The following is a 21197-nucleotide window of genomic DNA, read 5'->3' as shown; positions in this document are numbered from 1 at the left end:
AAATAAAAGAAAATCTTCGTTTATATTTGTCTTATTAAATATTAGACTAATTATAAATAACAATAGTCGCTAAGAGACTTTATAATATAAAATGAAGAGATATTTTTTTCTATTAAGTTGCTTATCAGGATTAAACTTATATGCACAAACGAATGATTCTATTAATAAAAATGAATTTGTAGAGTTAGAGCAAACTGTTATTTCTGGGCAATATAATAGTCAGTCAGTTAAAAAATCTATTTACGAGGTAAAAGTAATTACTCGAGATATGATTGAAAGACAAGCAGGAAATACACTTGCTGATGTTTTAAATCAAACATTAAATATGAACATTACACCAAGTTCATCTACAGGAAAGTCAACTGTAAGTATGTTTGGTTTAGATGGTCAGTATTTTAAAATTTTAGTAGATAATATTCCACTTGTAAATGATGAAGGAGTTGGTAATAATACAGACTTAACTCAAATAAATCTTGATGATATAGAACAAGTAGAAATTGTAGAAGGAGCAATGGGAGTAGAGTATGGTGCTAATTCTATTGCAGGTGTAATTAATATTATTACAAAAAAAGGAGGGAAAAATCTATTTGATATTTCAGCTACTCTACAAGAGGAAACTATTGGTGACGAATACAATTGGAAAAATAAGGGAAGACATATACAATCCCTGAAGATCGGGCATAAATTTTCGGACAAAATCTATGGTAATTTAAGTTTTTCACGTAATGATTTTCAGGGATTTTTTGATAATAAACAAGGTAAGAACTATGCAGAGAATGATGGGTTAAGAGGGTACCAATGGTTGCCTAAGGTTCAGAATTCAACAAAAGCATTAGTTCAATACAAAGAGAAAGACTTTAGATTGTTTTATAAGTTTGAATATTTTAACGAAGAAACTAAATATTTTCAACCTAATATGAGGATGAATCCTCAACCAGAAACGGGAACAGTAAATCCGATTGCTGATGATAGAGTTTACACAACAGATAGAATTTATAATCATTTAAATGCAGCAGGTAGGTTTAAAGATGCTATAAATTATGATATTTCTGTTTCTTATCAAGAACAAAAAAGAAAATTAAAAGCGTATAACTACGAAGTTCTTACAGGTAACGAATTAAACATAAATAAATACGACTTCGAAAGCAGAAAAATGTACTATTCTAAAGGTATGTTTAGCAATTTCATAAACAAGAATGATGTTATTGATTTCCAATTTGGTTATGAAATAGATCAAACCACAGGATATGCTTCACCAATTTCTATGGAGTTTAATAGTAATCCAGACAAACCAATACAAAGAAAAATTGGAACGTATGATTTCTTTGCTTCTTCTGAAATTAATTTAAACGATAAAATCTCTTTACGTCCAGGAGCTCGTGTAATGTTTTCGGAACAATTCGATACGCAATATGTAATGAGTCTTAGTGCGAAATATGCTTTTGCTAAAAATTGGGAGTTACGTGGAATTGTAGGAACATCGCCTCGTTTACCAAACTATGATGAGATGTATTCTTTACTAGTTGATGTTAATCATGATGTAAGAGGAAATGAGAATCTTAATCCAGAAAAAGGAGTTTCTGCATTTTTACATTTAAAAAACAATTGGGAGATTAATTCAAATACCAACTTAGAACAGAAAGTTTCGATTTGGAAAATTGATTTAAAAGATAAAATTGATTTAGTGATTATTGGAGAAGAGCCTCTTCGTTACCAATATAATAATGTCGATAAATATAATGTACAAGGTATAATGTATATGAACCAGTTTTCTGTAGGAAATCTTATAGGTGGAGTTGGTGCTACATTTACAGGTATTAAGCAATCTATAGATCAAACAGATGTTGTAGAAAAACAAAAAGATAAGTATTTCTATTCACTACAAGCGAATGCAAATGCTTCTTATAGAATACCAAAAACTGGTACAACATTCTCTGTTTTTTACAAGTATAATGGAGAAAGAGAGCAATATGTTTTAAAAACAGATGCAGCTACTCAACAACAATATTTATTAAAAGGAAAACAGCAAGCTTTTAGTTCTATGGATGCTTCTATTAGACAATCATTCTTTCAGAATAAAATTAGTTTAACATTAGGAGCACGCAACTTATTTGATGTTACAACTTTAAATAATACAACTTCTGCTGATGGACCTCATAGCGCAGCAGCAACAAGTGTTATGTATGCTTATGGGCGATCATATTTCTTAAAATTAACATTCAATTTAGGTATCAATTAATAAAATAATCATGAAAATATATTCACTTATTCTTGTTATTATAACATCAATATTTCTTTCATCTTGTTCAGACGAAAGTTCGCCTTTAGGACTCGACTTCGTTGCAGCTTTTAAAAATGAAAGTATTGATTTTAGTAAAATAGAAGGAGAAGAAACTATTCAGTTAGTTTTTTCTAAAACAGCAGAACAAGACGGGCAAGTACATATAAGAGTTAGCGCAGAAAATGCTAATTACGATGTAGATTATACGACATTACCAGCTGCAACACAAAACGAAATTATTGTTCCAATTAAGAAAGGACAATCAACAGCTAGTTTTACTTTTAAGAATTTAATTTATCCTTTTGATAGATCTGATAAAAAAGTTCAGTTCGAAATTGTAAAAATAGATTATCCTGCAGCAGTTATACAAGGATATAAATCGCTTAGTATTTCTTTTGACCGTTCTATCGGAGGAACTATGTCTCCAGAAGTAGGAGGTCCAAATCAACCCTATCAAGTCTATATTGATTTAAGTAAATCTGTTCAAACAAAAGTAAGAAGAGATAGTTGGGATTTAGGATTTTACAATGGTTCTTATTTCCGTGTTGTATTAAATGGATCTATTTATATGGCAACAAAAGCTTTAACAGAAACAGATATTACAAAAGTTACGAAAGCTTCTGTAAATAGTATTTTGGCTTCTGTTGCAGTAGGAACTTTTTCTGATTCGAATAAGGATTTTGTAGATCATCCTGCAGGAGATATTCTAAAAACTGCAATTGCAGAGATAAAAGATAATGATGCAGAAAATCCAGTTTATTTATTAAACTTAGGATATGAAGTAGGGAATACGACACCATCTGCTGGATCTGTTGCTATTGCTGGATCTGCGAGAGGATATAAAAAAGTAAGATTCTTAAAAAGAGGAGAAGACTATTTAGTTCAGTATGCTAATTTAGACGATACAACTTTCCAAGAAAAGACCATTAAGAAAAACTCAACACACAATTTTACTTTTTTAAATCTTGTTACAAATAGCGAAACTTCTGTTGAGCCAGAAAAATTACAATGGGATTTAAACTTTACAGTTTTCACAAATTTAATCGAAGGGAATGGTTCTTATGGATATTCAGATTTTGTTGTGAATAATTTAAAAGCTGGAGTTAAAGCTTATAGAGTAGATGTTTCAAGTAGCGTAACATATGACAACTTTAATGAAAGTATGATTGATGAGGTTAAATTTCAGAATGATCAACGTGTTATTGGAGACTCTTGGCGTCAAGTAACTTCACCACAAACAATTTATACAGATAGATTCTATGTTTTAAAAGATGCAGAAAATAATTACTACAAAATTAAAATGACATCTTTTATAAATGCTTCTGGTATAAGAGGAAATCCAAGTTTCGAATACAAATTAATAAAATAAATAACTAACTACTTATTGTGCATTATGCATTGAACGTCATTAGATGAAAAGTTTTATGAATAAACATAATGCACAATAGGTTATATAAATAATTAATAATATGAAAAAAATATTTACTTCTTTCGTAGTAGCAATGATAGCTGCTTCAGGTGTTAATGCTCAAGAACTTATTAAAGCTGAGGCTTTAATGGGACAAGGTTACGTTAATGATGTTTATTTTGGTTTAGAAAATCAAACATCAACTACTGTTGCTAGAGATTGGGATATTGCATTTTACAGACGAAGTCTATATTCTATGGGAGTACGATCTAACGATGGTAAAATTGCTAACGTTTACGAAGTTGCAGATAACTTTGATGCTTGGAATAATGTAACAATTGATAATTTATCAACTTTAACTCCATTATATAACAGTGATATAGATTGGGAAGATGGTGCTTTTAACCAAGGTTCTGCTCAAATGGGATGGGGATCTTACGATTTTGCAACTCATTTTGTAAATGGTAATGTAATCTTTGTTTTAGAATATGTATCTGGTGGTTATGTAAAATTTAGAATTAATGATTTAAAATCTGGTAGTTATAATTTTACTTATTCTAAGTATGTTGATGGAGGATGGGGAGAAGATAAAACTGTTACAATAGGACAGAATTCATCTTTAGATAGAATATTCAATTATTTTAATATCACGACAGATTCTGTAGTAACACCAGAGCCAGCAGACTCTCAGTGGGATTTAAAATTTACACAATACGCAACAGATTATCCTATGGGTAGTGAAACTGTAAAATATGTAGTTACAGGAGCTTTACACTCAGATAATGTAAGAGTTGCAGAAATTGAAGGAGAAGGGAAACCTGCTTCTAGTGTAGATTATAAAAAAGAAATTAATACAATTGGTTTTGACTGGAAAACTTTAAGTGGATTTAGTTATACGTTACGTGATGTAAGTTATTTTATAAAAAATACAGTATCAAACAAAATTTATAAGTTAGAATTTAATTCAATTCCATCATCAAGTGTAGGTAAATTAGGTTTTGAGTATACAGATGTAACAGCAACTTTGGCTACAACAGAATTAGAGAAAACAAAATTCGGAATTTATACAAATCAAGCACAACCAAAGTCGTTTAGCATTGTTTATAATTCTGCTGAAACAAATTCATCAAATATTGCGATTGCAGTTTATTCTATTAATGGACAATTAATCCATCAAGAAACATATAAACCGACATCATCATTTACAAATAAAACGATTAATTTATCGCAAGCACCAGCGGGAGTTTATGTAGTTAAACTTCAGTCGGGAGATAAAATTGAATCTAAGAAAATAGTTTTACGATAAAGTTCTGAGTTAACTTTATTTTGTCTCTTTGTGTGGGTTGCCCAATAGTTGGGCAACCTTTTTTTATTGTTGATGAGGTTTTATTTGCATGTGCTTATGTTGCTCATTCATTAAAACTTTTTCTCCTACGACAACAAAACCTTTGTTTTCGTATAATTTTTGAGCATTTGGATTTTTATAATCAACCAATAAACCTAAATTTTTGTGTTGCTTAACTGTAATTTCTTCAATTAAATAATCCAGAATTTTAGAGCCAATTCCTTTTCCTTGAAATTCATTTAAAACAGCAATTGTATCAATGTATATTTCACCTGCTTGTGTCTCATTTTCAGGATTTATTTCTCGATTATATTTTTGTTTCAATAAGTCTAATACTGGTTGTCTTAATTGATCCAAATATGCACCATCATAAAAAGTAGTTGAACCTGCTGGTTTGTTATCATATTCAACAATTACAGTATTTTGATAACTATACTGATTATCTTCTGCTTGTATTAATTCTTCTAAAAATCGGATTGCTTCTTCGTAATTATTCTCTCCAATAAATTCATAAACAATTTTATCCATTGCAAGCATCATTGTTTTTGCAATAAATGGATAATCTTCTTTTGTTGCTTTTCTAAAATTTGTCATAAAAAAATAGCCTTGAAATATTTCAAGGCTAAATTTATGAATTATAAAGGGAAATACTATTTAGTTTTCATTTTATCTAAAGCATTATTGTATCCCTCTTTTGCTTTTTCTCCTGCTTCTTTTGCTTCTGCTTTAACATCTTTTGCAGCATTTTCTACGTCTTGTTTAGCATCTTTTGCAGCTTTGTTAATGTCCTCTTTTGCTTTGTCAGCTTTAGCATCAACATTATCTACTGTGTTTTTTACACCTTGTTCTACATTATCAGCAGCATTTTTTAGTGCAGCTTTAGTATCATTCCATGCTTTTTCAGCATCGTCATAAGCTTTTTGCGCAGCTTCTGTTGCAGCTTTGTCACCTCTTGCTTTAGCTGCATCTAAATCTGCTTTAGCTTTGTCTAATTTAGCTTTTGCTTCAGATTCTGTGATTGTTGTAGTTGTTGTAACAACAGTTGCAGAGTCATTCGTAATTGAATCTACAGTTGTTTCAGTTTCAACTGCATTATCTTTTTCATTTTTACATGAAGTTGCAAACGATAATGATGCGATAGCAACTAATACAAATAATTTTTTCATAGTTTTTATAATAATGTTTAATAAACGTTTATATAACAATTTTGATACCATTTTTTACAGAAATGGTCTAATCACGATTTTTAATTGTCTGTTTTTTAACTTAAAACATTAAGTTATCAATAAATATGCGTGTTACAAGCGTTTTTTTATTCAATAAAATTATAAAAATGCCTAACTTTATTGAAACAAATTACACACATGAAATATTTATTAATTTTGCTATCAAGCTTATCAATAGCCCAAACTTACGAGGTTATTAATCAAGAGAATTCTGGTACTAGTTACAGAGGATTATCATTTCAGGATGCCAAAACATTTGTTGTTTCGGGATCTAAAAATACTATAGGAAAAAGTCTAGATGGAGGTAAAACCTTTACATGGATAAATCCTAAAGTTGTAAGTGATAGAGATTTTAGAGATGTAGAGGTTTTAGATAAGGATAATTATTTAGCGATGAGTGTAGATGCACCAGCTTATATCTTAAATTCTAAAGATGGAGGAAAAACATGGAATAAAGTGTATGAAAATAATACGCCAAAGATTTTTCTAGATGCAATGTATGTTGATCCTAAAACTAAAAATATAATTGTTTTAGGAGATCCAATGCGACCAGATAAACCTTTTGTTTTAAAGTCTTCGGCAAGTAATTTAAAAAAATGGGAGGAGGATTTATATGTAAATAAACAATTACTACGATTAAAAAATCCGAAAGAAGCATTTTTTGCATCAAGTGGAAGTAATATATATTCTGACGAAAAGCAAACACTTATTGTGAGTGGAGGAGAACAGTCTAATTTATATTATTATACATCGAGAGGAGGGCAATTATATATTTTAGATAAAACTAAAAGTAGTACTTCTGGTATAAATGGAATGGATTATAATCCGACTTATAATGTTGGTTATTTAGTTGGTGGAGATTATAAAAAACCAGAAGAGTCAAAACATAATTTATATAAATTTAAAATTTTAAATGGAGCTGTTTCTTTTGTAGATTCTTGGAAATATCCAGAAGGTTATAAATCTGGTGTAACAGTTATTGATAAAGATAAAGTTGTTGTTTGTGGTTATTCTGGTGTAGACTATTCCGTAGATGGTGGACACAATTGGAAAAATATTACAAAAGATAGTTACAATACGTGCAAAGTTTCTCCAGACAAAAAATATGTTATTTTGGTTGGAAACAATGGAAAAATTGGAAAAATAAATTTATAAGTAATTTTTAGACTTATAGAGATCACAATTTAGCCTTGTCAAGATTTTAAACTTTGGCAAGGCTATTTTATTAATTAAAAAACTCTTTCCAGATGCTAAATATTAGGTCTTCACCTAACTATTTTCTATCTAAACGAATCGTAAATGTAGTTCCTTTATTTACTTCAGATTCTAATTCTAAAATACCTTTGTGTAAAAGGACAATTTGCTGAACAATACTTAAACCAATTCCATTTCCTTCATTAAAATTCTTATTCTTTCCTCTAAAAAATAAATCGAATATTTTTTCTTGCTCATCTTCTGGTATACCAATTCCATTATCAGAAAACTGAATAATAAAATGTTCTTTTGTTGCAGAAAGCAAAACTGTACATAATTCGTCTTCAGAATATTTACATGCATTTTCTATTAAGTTTGTAAATGCAATATAAAGTAAGTAAGGATTACCAATAAATTCGAAATCATCGGGCATTTCATTCATTTCTAGGTTGTCGTAATTCACACTAATTTTATAATGATTATTCTTTCCTAAAATGTTCAGTTTAGCATCCATTAATACCTCATCTAATCTTAATTTTATAAAACTAACTTGAGATATATCGTAATTTGCTCGTGCCAAATCTAATAGAGCCGTTGATAAATCTGTTGCTTTCTGTGCATCAGAAAGCGCATTATCTATGGATTGTTTATAATCGTCTAACGTAACGTTTAATTCTTTTGCCAATTGCAATTCGGCAATTAATGCTGATAAAGGTGTTCTAAACTCATGAGAAATTGTAGAAACAAAGTTTTTATGCGTATTAAATGATTTTTCTAATCGATTAAAAGTTGAATTAAAGGTATGTGACAACTCATAAATTTCGTCTTTCGTTTTAGGAAGAGGTAAACGGTGATGAAGTCGATGTTCTGAAATGTCTCTAATTTGATTGATAATTTCTTTAAGCGGTTTCAAAGTATAGTAGGAGAAAATAAATCCAATTCCAAAAATTACTAAAACAGAAACAATGTAAATAATTTTTATATTATGTTTTAGTCGGTTCATGTAAAATTCTCCAGTAACATCTTTTGCTCGTCCTATGATATAAAACTTTTGGTTATTATACACATAAGTAACGGCCATATATTGCTGATTGTCTCCGTACCATTTTACACGATCTTTTTTTTCTATTTTTTTCCAAACCCAATTGTAGTTATTACCTAAAGGGATGGGTGTGTCTGAGAAAATAAGTTGTTTATCAGAATTATAAATACTCACATCAGCTTCGTTTAATATTTGCTTATTTCTAAGATGTAAAAAACGTATATGACTTTCATCCATTCCAGCTTCAAAATATAACTCAGATCGCCACGTAATTTTATATCCTAAGCGATCGAAAAATTCATCGTTTTGATTTTTTTCAGAAACCAAAACAATTGCATAAGCAAAAACGAGAAAAATTCCTGCGGTAAGTATACTATAGGTTAGTGCTGTTCTTATGGCTAGTTTCATAATAAATTAGTTAAGATGAAACCAATACCTGCTTTTGTATGAATAAGCTTTTGTTCGAAGTTTTTATCAATTTTCTTTCTTAAATAAGCGATGTAAACATCAATATAATTTGTTCCAGTATCAAACAAGTTTCCCCAAACATTTTCTGCAATCTCATCACGAGTTAAAACACGTTCTGGATTTTGCATTAAAAAATGTAATAATTTAAATTCCTTGGGAGTTAATTCTATTTTTTGCTCATTTCTAAATACATCTTGTTTATCCAAATCAATATACAATTCATCATACTTTAATGAGTGTTCTATTTGAGTTGTAACAGCTCTATTCAAAATAACTTTTACACGAACATATAATTCTCTCATATCAAATGGTTTCACCATATAATCATCTGCACCAGCATCAAACCCATTAATTTTTTCATCAATTGTACCTAATGCAGTTAGCATTAGAATTGGCAATTCAGGATGTAAGTGTTTTATTTTTTTGCTTAAACTAATACCATTCATGTGCGGAAGCATAATATCTGTTATTACTAAATCGTACTGATTATTTGTTAAATCGAAATAAGCTGTTTCTGCATCCATAAAAACAGCAACTTCATAACCTTGACTTGTTAATCCCTTTTTTAACAATGTAGCTACGCGTTCATTGTCTTCTATGACGATTATTCTCATAAGAAAATAATTTTTTTAATTATTGATGTATGATGATACAAAGATAGATACTAATAAGATTGGTTGATTAGAAATATAGCCGATCTATTTATACGTAAAAAATTCTTAAAATAATTTAACAAATCAAACGATAGTAGATCAGTTGTTTAAGTTGTTTTCTTATGTCCTGCAATTAGATTTGTTATAAAAATTCTAATAGTTTTCTAATAGTTGCCCTTTCATTTCGAGAATACATTTGTCCTGTAAAAAAAGAAGAATAGTTCATTTTACAGTTAATAATTATGAAAAAGAAATATATAAAAATCGGAACAGTTGTTTTGCTTGCTTTTTTGGGAGTAAACAAAATGAATGCTCAGGAAAAGAAAAATGATTTTGGGAATCCTCCTTTAATTCATTATTTAAACGATGAGCATACAAGATCTATATCTTTAAGTGGTTATGCAGAAGCATGGGCAAGATATACACAACTTAATCCTGGTAGTATGATTAACGACCAAAATAAATCTGAATCTGCAGATTTATCTTTAAGAAGGATTCGTGTAAAGATGACTTATAAGCCAACAGAAAAATTAACGTTCGTATTACAAGGAGGAGCAACAAATGTGAATGCAAACCAAAAAGGAGTTAATAATTTTGAGTTATTAGATGCTTATGGAGAATATAAATTTTCTAATGCAATTCAGTTTGGTGCTGGTCGTTCTACTTGGAGAGGTTTATCTCGTTTTACAACAGGACCATTAAATACTTTATTATATGACCTTCCTGCTTATGCAACATCTAATGCTGGTATTACAGATGCTACAGTTCGTGAATTAAGTGCTTACTTAAAAGGACAAATAGGAAAATTTGACTATAGATTAGTTGTAGCAGATCCTTATACAAATTTAATGGCAGATCCTAAACTTAATGTTGCAACAGTAAGTAAAAATGCAACAAATAAAGATTTCTCAGGATATTTTAGATATGCTTTTTTCGATACAGAAAATATTTCTTCTCCTTTTAATTCTGGTACTTATATGGGGAAAAAGAAAGTATTAAGTGTAGGAGCTGGTTTTGATTATATACACAATTTAATGTGGCATAAAGACGAGCTAGATGTGACTAAAAATGATGACATGAAAAACTTTGCTGTTGATGTATTTTACGATGCACCAATTAACAAAGAAAAAGGAACATCTATTAGTGCTTATGCAATGGCAATGCACAACGATTATGGACCAAATTATGTTCGTTATGTAGGAACTAATAATCCAGCAACTGGAGTTAATTCTGCTAATGCAAGTCTTAATGGTGCTGGTAACGCTATGCCTATTATTGGGACAGGAAATACTTATTTCTTACAAGTTGGTGGAACTCTTCCTTATTTCAATAAACAGAAAAATGATATGCAATTACAACCTGCTGCTTCTGTTCAATTATCAGATTTAAAAGGTTTAAAAGACAACGCTGTTATTTATGATGCTGGTGTTTCTTTATTGTTTAATAAAATGTCATCAAGATTAACTTTTGATGCTCAGAATAGACCAATTTTTACAAACGATGGAGGTAATGCTGTTGCAACAGACAGAAAATGGCAGTTTGTATTAAAATACAGAATAGATATTAGTTAAAAAACAATTATTATGACAACAAGTAAAAAATTAAGAAGTTTAGCTTTAATAGGATTAATGACGCTTTTATGCTCTAATGTAGCATTTGGGCAATCTAAAAAACAGAAACATCAAGATAAACCAGTTTATTTTCATTATTTAGTTTTTTGGCTAAAACCAGACTTATCTCAACAAGAAGTTGCAGATTTTCAAAACTTTTTTGAAGGCTTAAAACAATTGCCTTATCAAAAGAATTTAAGATATGGAACTCCGGCAGCTTCTTCACCAAGAAGTGTTCTAGACCAAACATATACGTATAATGCTTCTATGGAGTTTGATTCTTTAGAAGATTTAGAAAAATATGGTCAATTACCAGAACATTTAGCTTTAGTAGCTAAATACAAACCTTATTTCGTGAAAATGTTAGTTCACGATACTGTATACAATCAAAAGAAAAAATAATACATTCAATACATTTATTTAATTATAATTAAAATGAAAAAATTCGTACAAAGTGCGATGGTTGCTATCGTAATGGTAGCATCATTCAATGCAAAAGCAAATGATAAAATTGCTAATGACGGTAAAAACGATCCTGTAAAAGTTGTAAAAGAGGAGGAAAGTAGTATTCCTGCAATTCGTTTAATTAGTAAGCCAGATGGTAGCTCTTCTTTTGAAGTAGGAACAATTAAATGTCTACAACATTTAAATACTTCTACATTTTGGATGAATAACTCGGTAGAAGACTGGGAGAAAGATACGCACAAAGCGCCAAGAAGACAATATGTTGTTACATTAAAAGGTCGTATTAAGTTTAAAGTAACAGACGGGTCTACTTTTATTGTAAAACCAGGAACAGTTTTATTAGCTGAAGATACTTCTGGAAAAGGTCATAGCTGGGAGATGGAAGATGAAGATGATAATACTTGGGTAAGATTATATATTCCAATTACCGAAGGAAAAGAAGACTTCTTTGTACCTAACAAATAGTAATCTTAGTGATTGAAATTGATGGAAATCAGTGCAGACTTTATGTTTGTGCTGATTTTGTTTTTTATGCACATTCCCTTAAAATTCTAAATTTCTTCTAAATCTGTTTGTTTTTTTACCAGAACAATAAAATTCTAAGTTTAAGATATGAAGAAATTAGTATCATTTATCGCAACATTGGCCGCGCCTTTTGCAATAGAAGCACAAGATTCTATTCTAGAAAAGAAAGACAGTTTATCATTTATTAAATCTAAACGAATGAGTGATAGAGATCTTGCTAAAAAAAGAGAAGGAACATTTATCACAGGTATACCTGATATTTCTTCAGATCCAGTAACTGGTTTTGGATTTGGAGTAAGAACCAATGTAATATGGAATGGAAAAAGAGATAATGAGTTATTTGCTTACACACCATATTTAATGAAATTAAAAGCCAATGCAGCTTATTATACATCTAATGCAAGAGAGTTGGCTTTGTCATTAGACATACCTTATTATAAGGGAACGAGATGGCGTTTCAAAATAGATTTTAAAGCGCAACAGAATCCTGCAAATTTATATTTTGGTCTTACAGAGAAGACATTAGGAGATTTACATCTTCCATCTGACGAAAACACAACTTTTTCAACTTATAAAGAATACGATAAAGCAAGAAAAACATTAAGACCTGGAGGTCCAGGTGAAGCCGCACTTGTTACAGATGCGTTATCTAATCGTTTTAGAGAAACAGAATATATGCTTAATCTAAAAGCAGATTATGCCTTAGGAAATGGAAAATGGAGAATAATGGGAGGGTATGAAATACAACACTTAGATTATAAAACATTTGAAGGTACTGAAGCAGATGCAATTGATCCTGTTCTTGGAAAAACGAAAGCTCCTAATGGGACATCTCTTTTAAGACGTGATTTTGAACAAGGAAAAATTTCTGGAGTTAATGGAGGATGGGTTTCTATTATACAAAATGCTATTATATACGATACAAGAGATTTTGAACCAGACCCAACAAAAGGGGTTTATTTTGAAATTGCGAATGAATATTCTAGTAAATTTATTGGTTCACAATTTGATTTTGATAAATTATTGATACAAGCACGTTACTATCAGAAACTTCCATTTGGACCACGAACAGTTTTAGCAGGACGTGTAGGAGTAGGAAATGTTTTTGGAAAAAATGCACCATTTTTTGAATATCAAGATCAATGGAGTCCCGAAGGAAGTATAAATGCAATGGGTGGTAAAGCTTCATTAAGAGGTTATAGAGCCAATCGTTTTTTAGCTAGATCGATGTGGTTTACAAATTTCGAATTAAGAACGCGTTTAGCCGAAACAACGTTATGGAAACAACATTTATCGTTTACAATAGCTCCTTTCTTTGATATGGGAACAGTACGTGATCGTTGGCAAGATTTAAACTTTAAAAATATTAAATCTTCTTATGGAGCAGGTTTTAGGATAGGTTGGAATCAATCTACAGTATTATATTTTGATTATGGAAAATCTAAAGAAGATGGTTTATTCTTTTTTGGAATTGGACAAGCATTTTAACACGAAGTACTTTAAGTAGATGAAAAAACGAGTTTATACTCGTTTTTTTATTTTATATAAATGTAGTATTCTAAATTTCTTCTAAATCGAGTTGCAGTTTTGCGTGTAAATTTTAGAAGTTAATATGTTTTCAAGAATCAAAAATATCATCATCGTCGTTCTTATTGGTATTTATCAAGTTCAAGCACAAGATTCTATTTATCGTTTTAATAATTCAGAGCAAGATAGTATTGTAGTCAATCAAGAGAATAATTATAAATTAAATTACAAACATTTAATTGCACCAACTGTTCTTATAGGTTTTGGAATTGTAGGTTTAGAAAGTGACGGATTAAAACAATTGAATTTATCTACCCGAAATGAGATAAATGAACATCAACCAAAGCATATTTCATTAGATAATTATACGCAATTTGCACCAGCTTTAATGGTATATGGTTTAAATGCTTTCGGAGTAAAAGGAAAACATAATTTTAGAGATAGAACTATTATTTATACTACATCGCAATTAATTTCTGCTGCATTTGTTGTTCCACTAAAACATCTAACAAATGAAGAAAGACCAGATAAATCGAATAGATTATCTTTTCCGTCAGGACATACAGCAATAGCATTTTCTTCTGCACAGTTTATGTTTAGAGAATATAGAGATACTAATTTTTGGTTAAGTATTTCTGGTTATTCATTTGCTGTTTTTACAGGTATTTATAGAATGGTAAATGACAAACACTGGATAAACGATGTGGTTGCAGGAGCAGGCTGTGGAATCTTATCGACAGAATTAGCTTACTTTTTATACCCTAAAATTAATGGACTATTATTGCGCAAAGAAAAAAAATCTACAACAATGATAGCTCCTTTTTATCAAAATAAAAGTTTTGGAATTGGATTGGTAAAGAGTTTTTAACTCATTTAATTTTTTCGTTTATTCAACATTTGTGCATATTCGGATGGACGAACACCAACAACTTTATAAAAAATATTACTGTAAGCCGATAAAGAATTATAACCAATCATCATGGCTATTTCGTACATGTTATATTGGTTTTCTGCAATTAACTCAAAAGATTTAGAAACACGCAGAGAACGTAAAAATCGAACATAATTCATTCCTAGACTTTCTTTAAATTTTCTTGAAAGTGTACGCGTACTCATTCCAAAAAGTTTTGCAACTTCGTCTATAGTATAATTCTTTTCGATATTATTCATTAGAAATCGTCCTATTTCAATTAACTTTTTATCTTTTGGAAAAGGATGTTGTATCGAAATAGGTAATTTATTCGAATCCATTTCTGGTAAAATAGATTTTATAGCATTCAAGAAATTATATTTCGCCTTATCATCTTCAAGAATAATCCCATTCCAATTTTTTGTAAATAAGAACATCTCTCTTAATAAATCATTTACAAAGTAAATATTTGTATCACTGTAAAAATTATCTTCTTCGTCCGATGTTTTAAAGTAGAAATTATAAAGACTAGAATTTTTGCTATACGTTAGTATAGAATGAGGAATATTGGCAGGAATCCACATAAAACACCTTGCGGGTAAATACCAATGCTTGTCATTTATAAAAATATGAACAATACCGCCTTCAGCATAAATTAGTTGCGATTTTTTGTGTTGATGTATACCTGTTTCTATATCATCTACACTTACATTTTGAACATAGAAATCTATTGTTGATTTATCTACATCAGCGAAGAAATCTGTTTTTAGCATAACATATTTTGTACTTACATCCGATACAAAAATAAACGATTTTGGCGTAAATGAGCAAATGTTTTTCTTATTTTATCTTTAAGCTTAGTCCGCTTTGCACGTACCTTTGCAGTATCAAAAATCAATAAAACATTCAGAATTTATTACAAAATGATATTTAAAATTTTTAAATATCAATTGCTTGCATTTGCATTAATGTGGAGCGGATTTTCCAATGCTCAACATGATGTAGATTATAGTTCGTTGAAATTAAGCAAAGCAATTGAAATAGGATTACAAAACAATAAGAAATTACAAATCAATTCTATAAAAACAAATTTAGCAGAATTGAAAGAACACGATTTGAAAAATGAAAAGTTACCTAATGTCAATTTTCATACAGGTTTTGGTGTTCGAACTAATTTAAGACAATATGAAGAAGGATTTTTAAAACCATCTACAAAATACAATGTCCCACGTGTATATTATGATTTTACACTTTCTGCAGAGATTCCTATTTATATGGGAGGAAAGCTAAATAACGAAGAAAAGAAAGCTGAAATAGAAACTGATATTTCAAAATTAAATTTTCGTAAAAATGAACGTGAATTAAGAATGCAAATTATAACTTCTTATCTACAAGTATTGCACTTGCAGGAACAACAGAAGCTAATTTCAGATAAAATGCACGAAGATTCTATTGTTATAAAACAAACTCAAGCATTAAAGAAAAATGGATTAGTGACTTACAATGAAGTGTTGCGTACAGAATTACAGTTATCTAACCATAAAATGTCTTTTACAGAACTAGATAATGAAATAGCAATAGTGGAACACGAAGTGAAAACTATTTTGGCAATTTCTGAGGATAACGAAATCCATCTTGATACCAAAGAGTTATTTACAGATACAGATCACATTGGTCTTGTTGATGAAATGATTTTAGAAGCAAATGATAAGAATGAAACATTAAAAATTGCCAAAGAAGATTTGCATATAAAAGAGTTAGATAAAAAAATAGTAAAATCTAATATTCTTCCAAAAATATCAGCAGGAACAGAATATGGATTACAATATCCAAACATGATGTTTTTTCCGCCCGAAAAATACCTAAATAGAATAGGAATGGTGGGTGTTAGTGTTACTATGCCGTTAAGTGATTTATTTAAAAATAAACAGAAAATGCAAATGGCGGATCAAAATATTTCCATAGCAAAACTGCAGATAGAAGAAAAAGAAAATCAAATAAAACATGATGTTTTTGCTTCTAATAAACGTCTGGAAGAAGCCATAGAAAAAATAAAAATTGCAGAAGAAGCAATTGCTCAAGCCAAAGAGAATTATAGAATAGTTAGAACTAAATACATTAATAAACTTAGTTTAATTACAGAATTAATAGATGCTGATAATGCTTTTCTAGAAGCAGAATCTAATTTGATTTCTCTACAAATCAATAAACAATTAAAATATTATCAATTACAATACACTTTAGGAAATTTATAAAACAATGGGAAAACAACTTACAAAAGGAGATAGAAGAGTAAATAGGGCGCTTTCTACAGTTGCATGGATTTTTATTTTAATAGGAATTATTACAGTTGGTTGGTTTTATTTATTTTCTAGATCACACGTTACAACAAACGATGCACAAGTGCGTCAATATATTACACCAGTAGCTAGTAAAGTATCTGGATTCGTAAAAAAAGTAAATTTTAAAGAAAATGAATTTGTAAAGAAAGGAGATACATTAGTTGTAATTGATAATCGAGAATTTAAGAATCAAGTAGATATTGCAGCTGCAAATCTAGAAAGTACATCACAGTCTGTTGCAACTTATCAGAAAGCTGTAGAAACAAAATCTTCTGATACAAGTATTATCAATGCAAAAATTGATGCGGCAAAGATTGATGTTTGGCGAACAGAAAAAGATTATCAACGCTTTAAAAACTTGGTTGATGAAGATGCTGCGACTATGCAACAATTTGAAGAAGTAGAAGCGAAATACAAACAAGCAAAAGCCAATTTAAAAGCTCTACAAGAACAACTGAATGCGGTAGGGGTTATTACATCTGCAGAACAAACAAAAGTTGCACCTGCAAAAACAGAAGTTCTACAAAGACAAGCACAATTAAACAATGCAAAACTTATTGCATCTTATAGTTATGTTGTGGCGCCTTATGATGGTTGGGTTGGTGTAAAAAATATACAAGAAGGACAATTAATAAAAGAAGGGCAAACATTGGTACAAGTTGTTTCTGAAGAGAAATGGATTGTTGCCAATTTTAAAGAAACTCAATTAGGAGAAATCGATTTAAATAAAGTAGTAGAAATTAAAGCGGATGCATATCCGAATATAGAATTCGAAGGAAAAATAGAATCTCTTTCTCCAGCTTCTGGTTCAGAATTTTCTTTGATAAAACCAGATAATGCAACAGGTAATTTTGTAAAAATAGAACAACGTTTTCCTGTAAAAATTTTATTAAAAACTTCTAAAAATAATGACAAGTTACGTACAGGAATGAATGTAATTGTATCGACTGAAAAAATAAACTAATGTCACAAGAAAATTCAATATTTAAAAAATGGGTTCCGCAGAAAATGGTTGTTCCAATCTTTATGATTACACTATTTCCTCACATGATGATCCTCTCATTATTCAATATGAATAGCACATTTACAGCATCTTTTTTAGATTTAGAAGTTGATGATTTACAGTTTCTATTTTCTTTAGCTTATGCCATGATTGTGTGTGGATTATTTATTCATGTGCGTTTTTTTCATTTTTTTAATGTTCGAAATTATTTACTTACAATGACAATGCTTAATATCATTGTCTTGTTTTCTATGACATTAACAACCAATAAGGAATTAGTTTTATTGTTGAGATTTATACAAGGACCATTAACTATTTTAGAAGGCGCTATTTTATTGCCAATTATTATGGCGAATATTAAGAATGAAAATTCTAAATTAATTACTTATTCTTTTTTATACGGATTAATACTAACAGGAGATAAAATAACAACGTCTATTGCAAAATTTGCCATACAGAATTACAATCATAACATGATGGTTTATACAATTATGATTTTGCATGTTGTAGCACTTACTATTTATGTTTTCTTTTTTAATCAGAATAGAATGTTTCCTAAAAAGCCTTTGTATCAATTGAATTTAGGAGGAATATTTTTAATGATGATATCACTTATTTCAGGTGCTTTTTTCTTAATTTATGGAAAGAAATATAATTGGTTCGAATCTTCTTATATCGTATTAGCTTTTGCAAGTACATTAATTTTTAGTGGACTTTTTATTATTCATCAAAAAACAACTAAAAGACCATTGTTTAATTTTGAAGTCTTACAATCAGAACGTGTAATACTTGGAATAATCTTATTCTTTGTGTTTTATATTTTACGTTCTGGTATGAGTAATATTTACCAAGTAATGGCAACAGTATGGCATTGGCACTGGGAATATGTGTTAGAGATTCAGTATTTTAATGTTATTGGTTCTATAACTGGAATTATACTTTCTTTCTTTTTAGTAAAGAATAAAATAGATTTTAGAATTATTTTTTCTGTAGGATTTACGCTTTTAGCTTTTAGCATGCTATGGTTTAGTTATTTATTTTATCAAGAAACACAGCTTTCTGCAATTACGCCACCGCTAGTTTTACAAGGAGTATCGCAAGGAATGTTATTTACACCTTTGGTGTTGTATATTATAGGTTCTGTTCATCCTAATTTTTCGGGAAGTGCTTCTCATGCTGGTGTTGCTGCTCGTTTTTGGACAACAACAATAGGCTTTTCTGTTATGCAAAATGCAGTTTTGTATCTCACTACAAAACATCAATTTTCTATGGTTAAGAATTTGGATAAATCATCTCCAATTTTTCAGGAACAATGGGCTAATCTATCCAATAAAAACAGCTTAATCCATTTACCAAACGATGCAGACTTATTATCTGCAGGTGTCTTGAAAAGTAAGTTATTTAATCAAGCATTATTAGTTTCAAATATCGAGATTTTTAGAGTATTATTTATCTTAGGAATCATTACAGCTTTTATAATTTTGGTGTATCGTCCAATTAAAAATAGATTATTTGCTTAGTTCTTTCCTATCCAACCTAAATGAGTGTTTTTAAAATTATCTGTAAATTTTAATCCATACCCAAATATTCTATCCATTGCAGAATGAGCAAATAAAATAATTCCGATCAAAGAAATGAGAGAGTTGTTGAATAATGTTCCAAACATAAAAATTAGAATACCAATAAATTTATGGTGGAATATGTTATATAACCATGCTCCAATTTTTGGATTGATTAAATATCCTAACATAGAGAAATCTGGTAATAGAATACAAATTGGGAAAACCCACCAGGCATATTCTAACTGATTAAATAAGATTATCGAAAGTATAAATTGTCCTAATTCTTCTAGTTTTAAGAGATTATTCATTTTGAAAAGCATAATTACTAAATTTTATTAAAGCAAATATCCTTAAGATTTAAAAAGTAATTTTTGACAAAAGTCAAGAGTTTTCAATTTTTCTTTTTCTAATTCTACTAAAAGTTTCTGCTGACATTCCAAGAACAGAAGCAATGTATTGTAATGGAACTTGATTAAACAGTGCTTTATTTTGCGTAAAATATAAATCGTATCTTTCTTCTGCAGACATCGATAAATGAGAGAATATTCTATCTTCTATCATAGAGAAACATTTTACAATAAATCGTTTTTCAATTTCATTCCATTTCGGAATGTCTTTACATAATTTCTCATAATTTTCCTTTGTAATGGTTAATAATATTAAATCTGTAAATGCTTGTATTGTCCAACGGTTAGGTTCATTAAAAAAGAAACCTTTAACATCTGTTACCAAGAAGTTTTCAGTAGAAATCCATTGTGTTATTTCTTTTCCTTCGTCAGACAAAGCATAAACTCTTAAAATACCATTTTGCACAATGCTCAGTTTATTACATACAGTATTTGCTGTAGAAAAGAAATCATTTTTATTCAGTTTTTCTTCATAAAAATAAGAACGAATAATCTTTAATTCGTTTATCGTTAACTCTCCAAAATGATTCTGTAGAATTTCATCAAAATCTTTCATGATAATTGAATTAATGATACAATCTAAAACCTAATTTAGTACACATTGTAGCGTGTTTATCGAAAAGTAGATGTACCAATTCTACAACATCATCTGTTTCTTTTGCTAAGCAAAAAAAGTATTGATCTAAAACTGTACTTAATAATGGAGAAGAATTTACATAGCCAGATAAAGCTTTTGCACCAGTTACATCTAAAAAATATTGAAAAGTCTCGTCTTCTAATTCTAGCTTTTTTGTATTGGCAAAGTGAACGATTTTATCTGTAAGTTTTCCTTCAAAAATTTCTGCAATTTCTTCTAAACTATAGTAATAATCATCAATCTGTATTACATTATTGTCTCCTTCAAAAACCAAATAAATAATTTTATAATCTCTAAAATCTCTATCAAAATGCAATAAATTACTAATACTTTCTTCAAAGCTTTCTATGCTATCACACGTCTTGTAAACATTCGTTATTTGAAAGTTTTTAGCCAAATGCTCTAAAAAATCTAATAGCTGAAAATCTTTTTGTTCCTCAATATCTTCTACACCTTCTAAACAAAATAGTTTAAAATCGTCTATTTCATCATTAATTGTAATATCGTTCATTGCTTTTTACTATTCATCAAAGTTAAGCGTAAAGTTTTTAATGACTAAACTCATTTGATTAACTTAATTATAATTATTAAT

Annotated in this window: 20 protein-coding genes; 12 read left to right on the top strand and 8 right to left on the bottom strand. The window is 29.4% G+C overall.

The features are described from left to right. Nucleotides 1-91 precede the first annotated feature (91 nt). From BUA86_RS12070 to BUA86_RS12060, 3 genes are all read left to right on the top strand, one after another. Nucleotides 92-2239: a TonB-dependent receptor plug domain-containing protein gene (locus BUA86_RS12070; protein ID WP_072933000.1), complete on the top strand. Its 2148-nt coding sequence runs from the start codon at nucleotides 92-94 to the stop codon at nucleotides 2237-2239. 10 nt (nucleotides 2240-2249) lie between these two features. Beyond that, a complete protein-coding gene (locus BUA86_RS12065; RefSeq protein WP_072932998.1) occupies nucleotides 2250-3650 on the top strand; it encodes an HmuY family protein in 1401 nt (466 codons plus the stop codon). A 100-nt stretch (nucleotides 3651-3750) separates the two neighbouring features. After that, nucleotides 3751-4995 carry a T9SS type A sorting domain-containing protein gene (locus BUA86_RS12060; RefSeq protein ID WP_072932996.1) on the top strand — a complete coding sequence of 415 codons (1245 nt, stop codon included), beginning with the start codon at nucleotides 3751-3753 and terminating at the stop codon, nucleotides 4993-4995. Nucleotides 4996-5058: 63 nt separating this feature from the next. Here the strand turns inward: BUA86_RS12060 and BUA86_RS12055 are convergent, their stop codons facing one another. Continuing rightward, nucleotides 5059-5628, bottom strand: a complete 570-nt coding sequence (locus BUA86_RS12055; protein ID WP_072932994.1) for a GNAT family N-acetyltransferase — start codon at nucleotides 5626-5628, stop codon at nucleotides 5059-5061. Nucleotides 5629-5684: 56 nt separating this feature from the next. Next, nucleotides 5685-6200: a hypothetical protein gene (locus BUA86_RS12050; protein WP_072932992.1), complete on the bottom strand. Its 516-nt coding sequence runs from the start codon at nucleotides 6198-6200 to the stop codon at nucleotides 5685-5687. 198 nt (nucleotides 6201-6398) lie between these two features. Here BUA86_RS12050 and BUA86_RS12045 point away from each other — a divergent pair, with 198 nt between their 5' ends. Beyond that, a complete protein-coding gene (locus BUA86_RS12045) occupies nucleotides 6399-7415 on the top strand; it encodes a beta propeller repeat protein (RefSeq protein WP_072932990.1) in 1017 nt (338 codons plus the stop codon). A gap of 118 nt (nucleotides 7416-7533) precedes the next feature. Here the strand turns inward: BUA86_RS12045 and BUA86_RS12040 are convergent, their stop codons facing one another. Together BUA86_RS12040 and BUA86_RS12035 are read right to left on the bottom strand one after the other, a co-directional pair. After that, entirely contained in the window at nucleotides 7534-8904 is a 1371-nt protein-coding gene (locus tag BUA86_RS12040; protein ID WP_072932988.1) for a HAMP domain-containing sensor histidine kinase, read from the bottom strand. Beyond that, nucleotides 8901-9578, bottom strand: coding sequence for a response regulator transcription factor (locus BUA86_RS12035; protein WP_072932986.1), 678 nt, complete (start codon nucleotides 9576-9578; stop codon nucleotides 8901-8903). Before BUA86_RS12035 ends, BUA86_RS12040 begins: the two co-directional genes overlap by 4 nt. Before the next feature lie 281 nt (nucleotides 9579-9859). Between BUA86_RS12035 and BUA86_RS12030 the strand changes: the two genes are divergently transcribed. The 5 genes from BUA86_RS12030 (at nucleotide 9860) to BUA86_RS12010 (ending at nucleotide 14612) form a co-directional block, all read left to right on the top strand. After that, nucleotides 9860-11188, top strand: a complete 1329-nt coding sequence (locus BUA86_RS12030) for a hypothetical protein (RefSeq protein WP_072932984.1) — start codon at nucleotides 9860-9862, stop codon at nucleotides 11186-11188. Nucleotides 11189-11200: 12 nt separating this feature from the next. After that, nucleotides 11201-11629 carry a Dabb family protein gene (locus BUA86_RS12025; protein WP_072932983.1) on the top strand — a complete coding sequence of 143 codons (429 nt, stop codon included), beginning with the start codon at nucleotides 11201-11203 and terminating at the stop codon, nucleotides 11627-11629. 33 nt (nucleotides 11630-11662) lie between these two features. After that, nucleotides 11663-12157 (top strand): cupin domain-containing protein, encoded by a 495-nt coding sequence (locus tag BUA86_RS12020; RefSeq protein WP_229731747.1) that lies wholly within the window; start codon nucleotides 11663-11665, stop codon nucleotides 12155-12157. Between the two features lie 147 nt (nucleotides 12158-12304). Continuing rightward, complete coding sequence (gene omp85 / locus BUA86_RS12015) at nucleotides 12305-13705, top strand: Omp85 family outer membrane protein (RefSeq protein WP_083580365.1); 1401 nt, start codon at nucleotides 12305-12307, stop codon at nucleotides 13703-13705. Nucleotides 13706-13829: 124 nt separating this feature from the next. After that, entirely contained in the window at nucleotides 13830-14612 is a 783-nt protein-coding gene (locus BUA86_RS12010; RefSeq protein ID WP_143147316.1) for a phosphatase PAP2 family protein, read from the top strand. 5 nt (nucleotides 14613-14617) lie between these two features. Here BUA86_RS12010 and BUA86_RS12005 read toward each other — a convergent pair whose 3' ends face one another. Continuing rightward, nucleotides 14618-15427 carry an AraC family transcriptional regulator gene (locus BUA86_RS12005; RefSeq protein ID WP_072932981.1) on the bottom strand — a complete coding sequence of 270 codons (810 nt, stop codon included), beginning with the start codon at nucleotides 15425-15427 and terminating at the stop codon, nucleotides 14618-14620. A gap of 150 nt (nucleotides 15428-15577) precedes the next feature. Here BUA86_RS12005 and BUA86_RS12000 point away from each other — a divergent pair, with 150 nt between their 5' ends. From BUA86_RS12000 to BUA86_RS11990, 3 genes are read left to right on the top strand one after another with little or no spacing between them, the layout of a single operon-like run. After that, nucleotides 15578-16909 carry a TolC family protein gene (locus BUA86_RS12000; RefSeq protein ID WP_229731746.1) on the top strand — a complete coding sequence of 444 codons (1332 nt, stop codon included), beginning with the start codon at nucleotides 15578-15580 and terminating at the stop codon, nucleotides 16907-16909. Nucleotides 16910-16913: 4 nt separating this feature from the next. Next, the gene (locus tag BUA86_RS11995; RefSeq protein WP_072932978.1) at nucleotides 16914-17960 is read left to right on the top strand and encodes an HlyD family secretion protein; all 1047 of its coding nucleotides are present in this window, start codon (nucleotides 16914-16916) and stop codon (nucleotides 17958-17960) included. Continuing rightward, nucleotides 17960-19519, top strand: a complete 1560-nt coding sequence (locus BUA86_RS11990; protein ID WP_072932976.1) for an MFS transporter — start codon at nucleotides 17960-17962, stop codon at nucleotides 19517-19519. Before BUA86_RS11995 ends, BUA86_RS11990 begins: the two co-directional genes overlap by 1 nt. On the opposite strand, the gene BUA86_RS11985 is transcribed toward BUA86_RS11990, so the two are convergent. The 3 genes from BUA86_RS11985 to BUA86_RS11975 all read right to left on the bottom strand — a co-directional run bounded on the left by BUA86_RS11985 (nucleotide 19516) and on the right by BUA86_RS11975 (nucleotide 21116). Further along, complete coding sequence (locus tag BUA86_RS11985) at nucleotides 19516-19869, bottom strand: DUF4260 domain-containing protein (RefSeq protein ID WP_072932975.1); 354 nt, start codon at nucleotides 19867-19869, stop codon at nucleotides 19516-19518. The genes BUA86_RS11990 and BUA86_RS11985 overlap by 4 nt on opposite strands. Before the next feature lie 73 nt (nucleotides 19870-19942). Further along, on the bottom strand, nucleotides 19943-20524 hold the full coding sequence (locus BUA86_RS11980; protein ID WP_072932973.1) for a Crp/Fnr family transcriptional regulator: 582 nt from the start codon (nucleotides 20522-20524) through the stop codon (nucleotides 19943-19945). A 10-nt stretch (nucleotides 20525-20534) separates the two neighbouring features. Then, complete coding sequence (locus BUA86_RS11975) at nucleotides 20535-21116, bottom strand: DUF6642 family protein (protein ID WP_072932972.1); 582 nt, start codon at nucleotides 21114-21116, stop codon at nucleotides 20535-20537. Nucleotides 21117-21197 lie beyond the last annotated feature (81 nt).

This window comes from Chishuiella changwenlii, from assembly GCF_900142565.1.
Classification (GTDB): domain Bacteria; phylum Bacteroidota; class Bacteroidia; order Flavobacteriales; family Weeksellaceae; genus Empedobacter; species Empedobacter changwenlii.
Note: the sequence above shows the minus strand (reverse complement) of the source record. Positions and strands in the feature narration are given on the sequence as shown.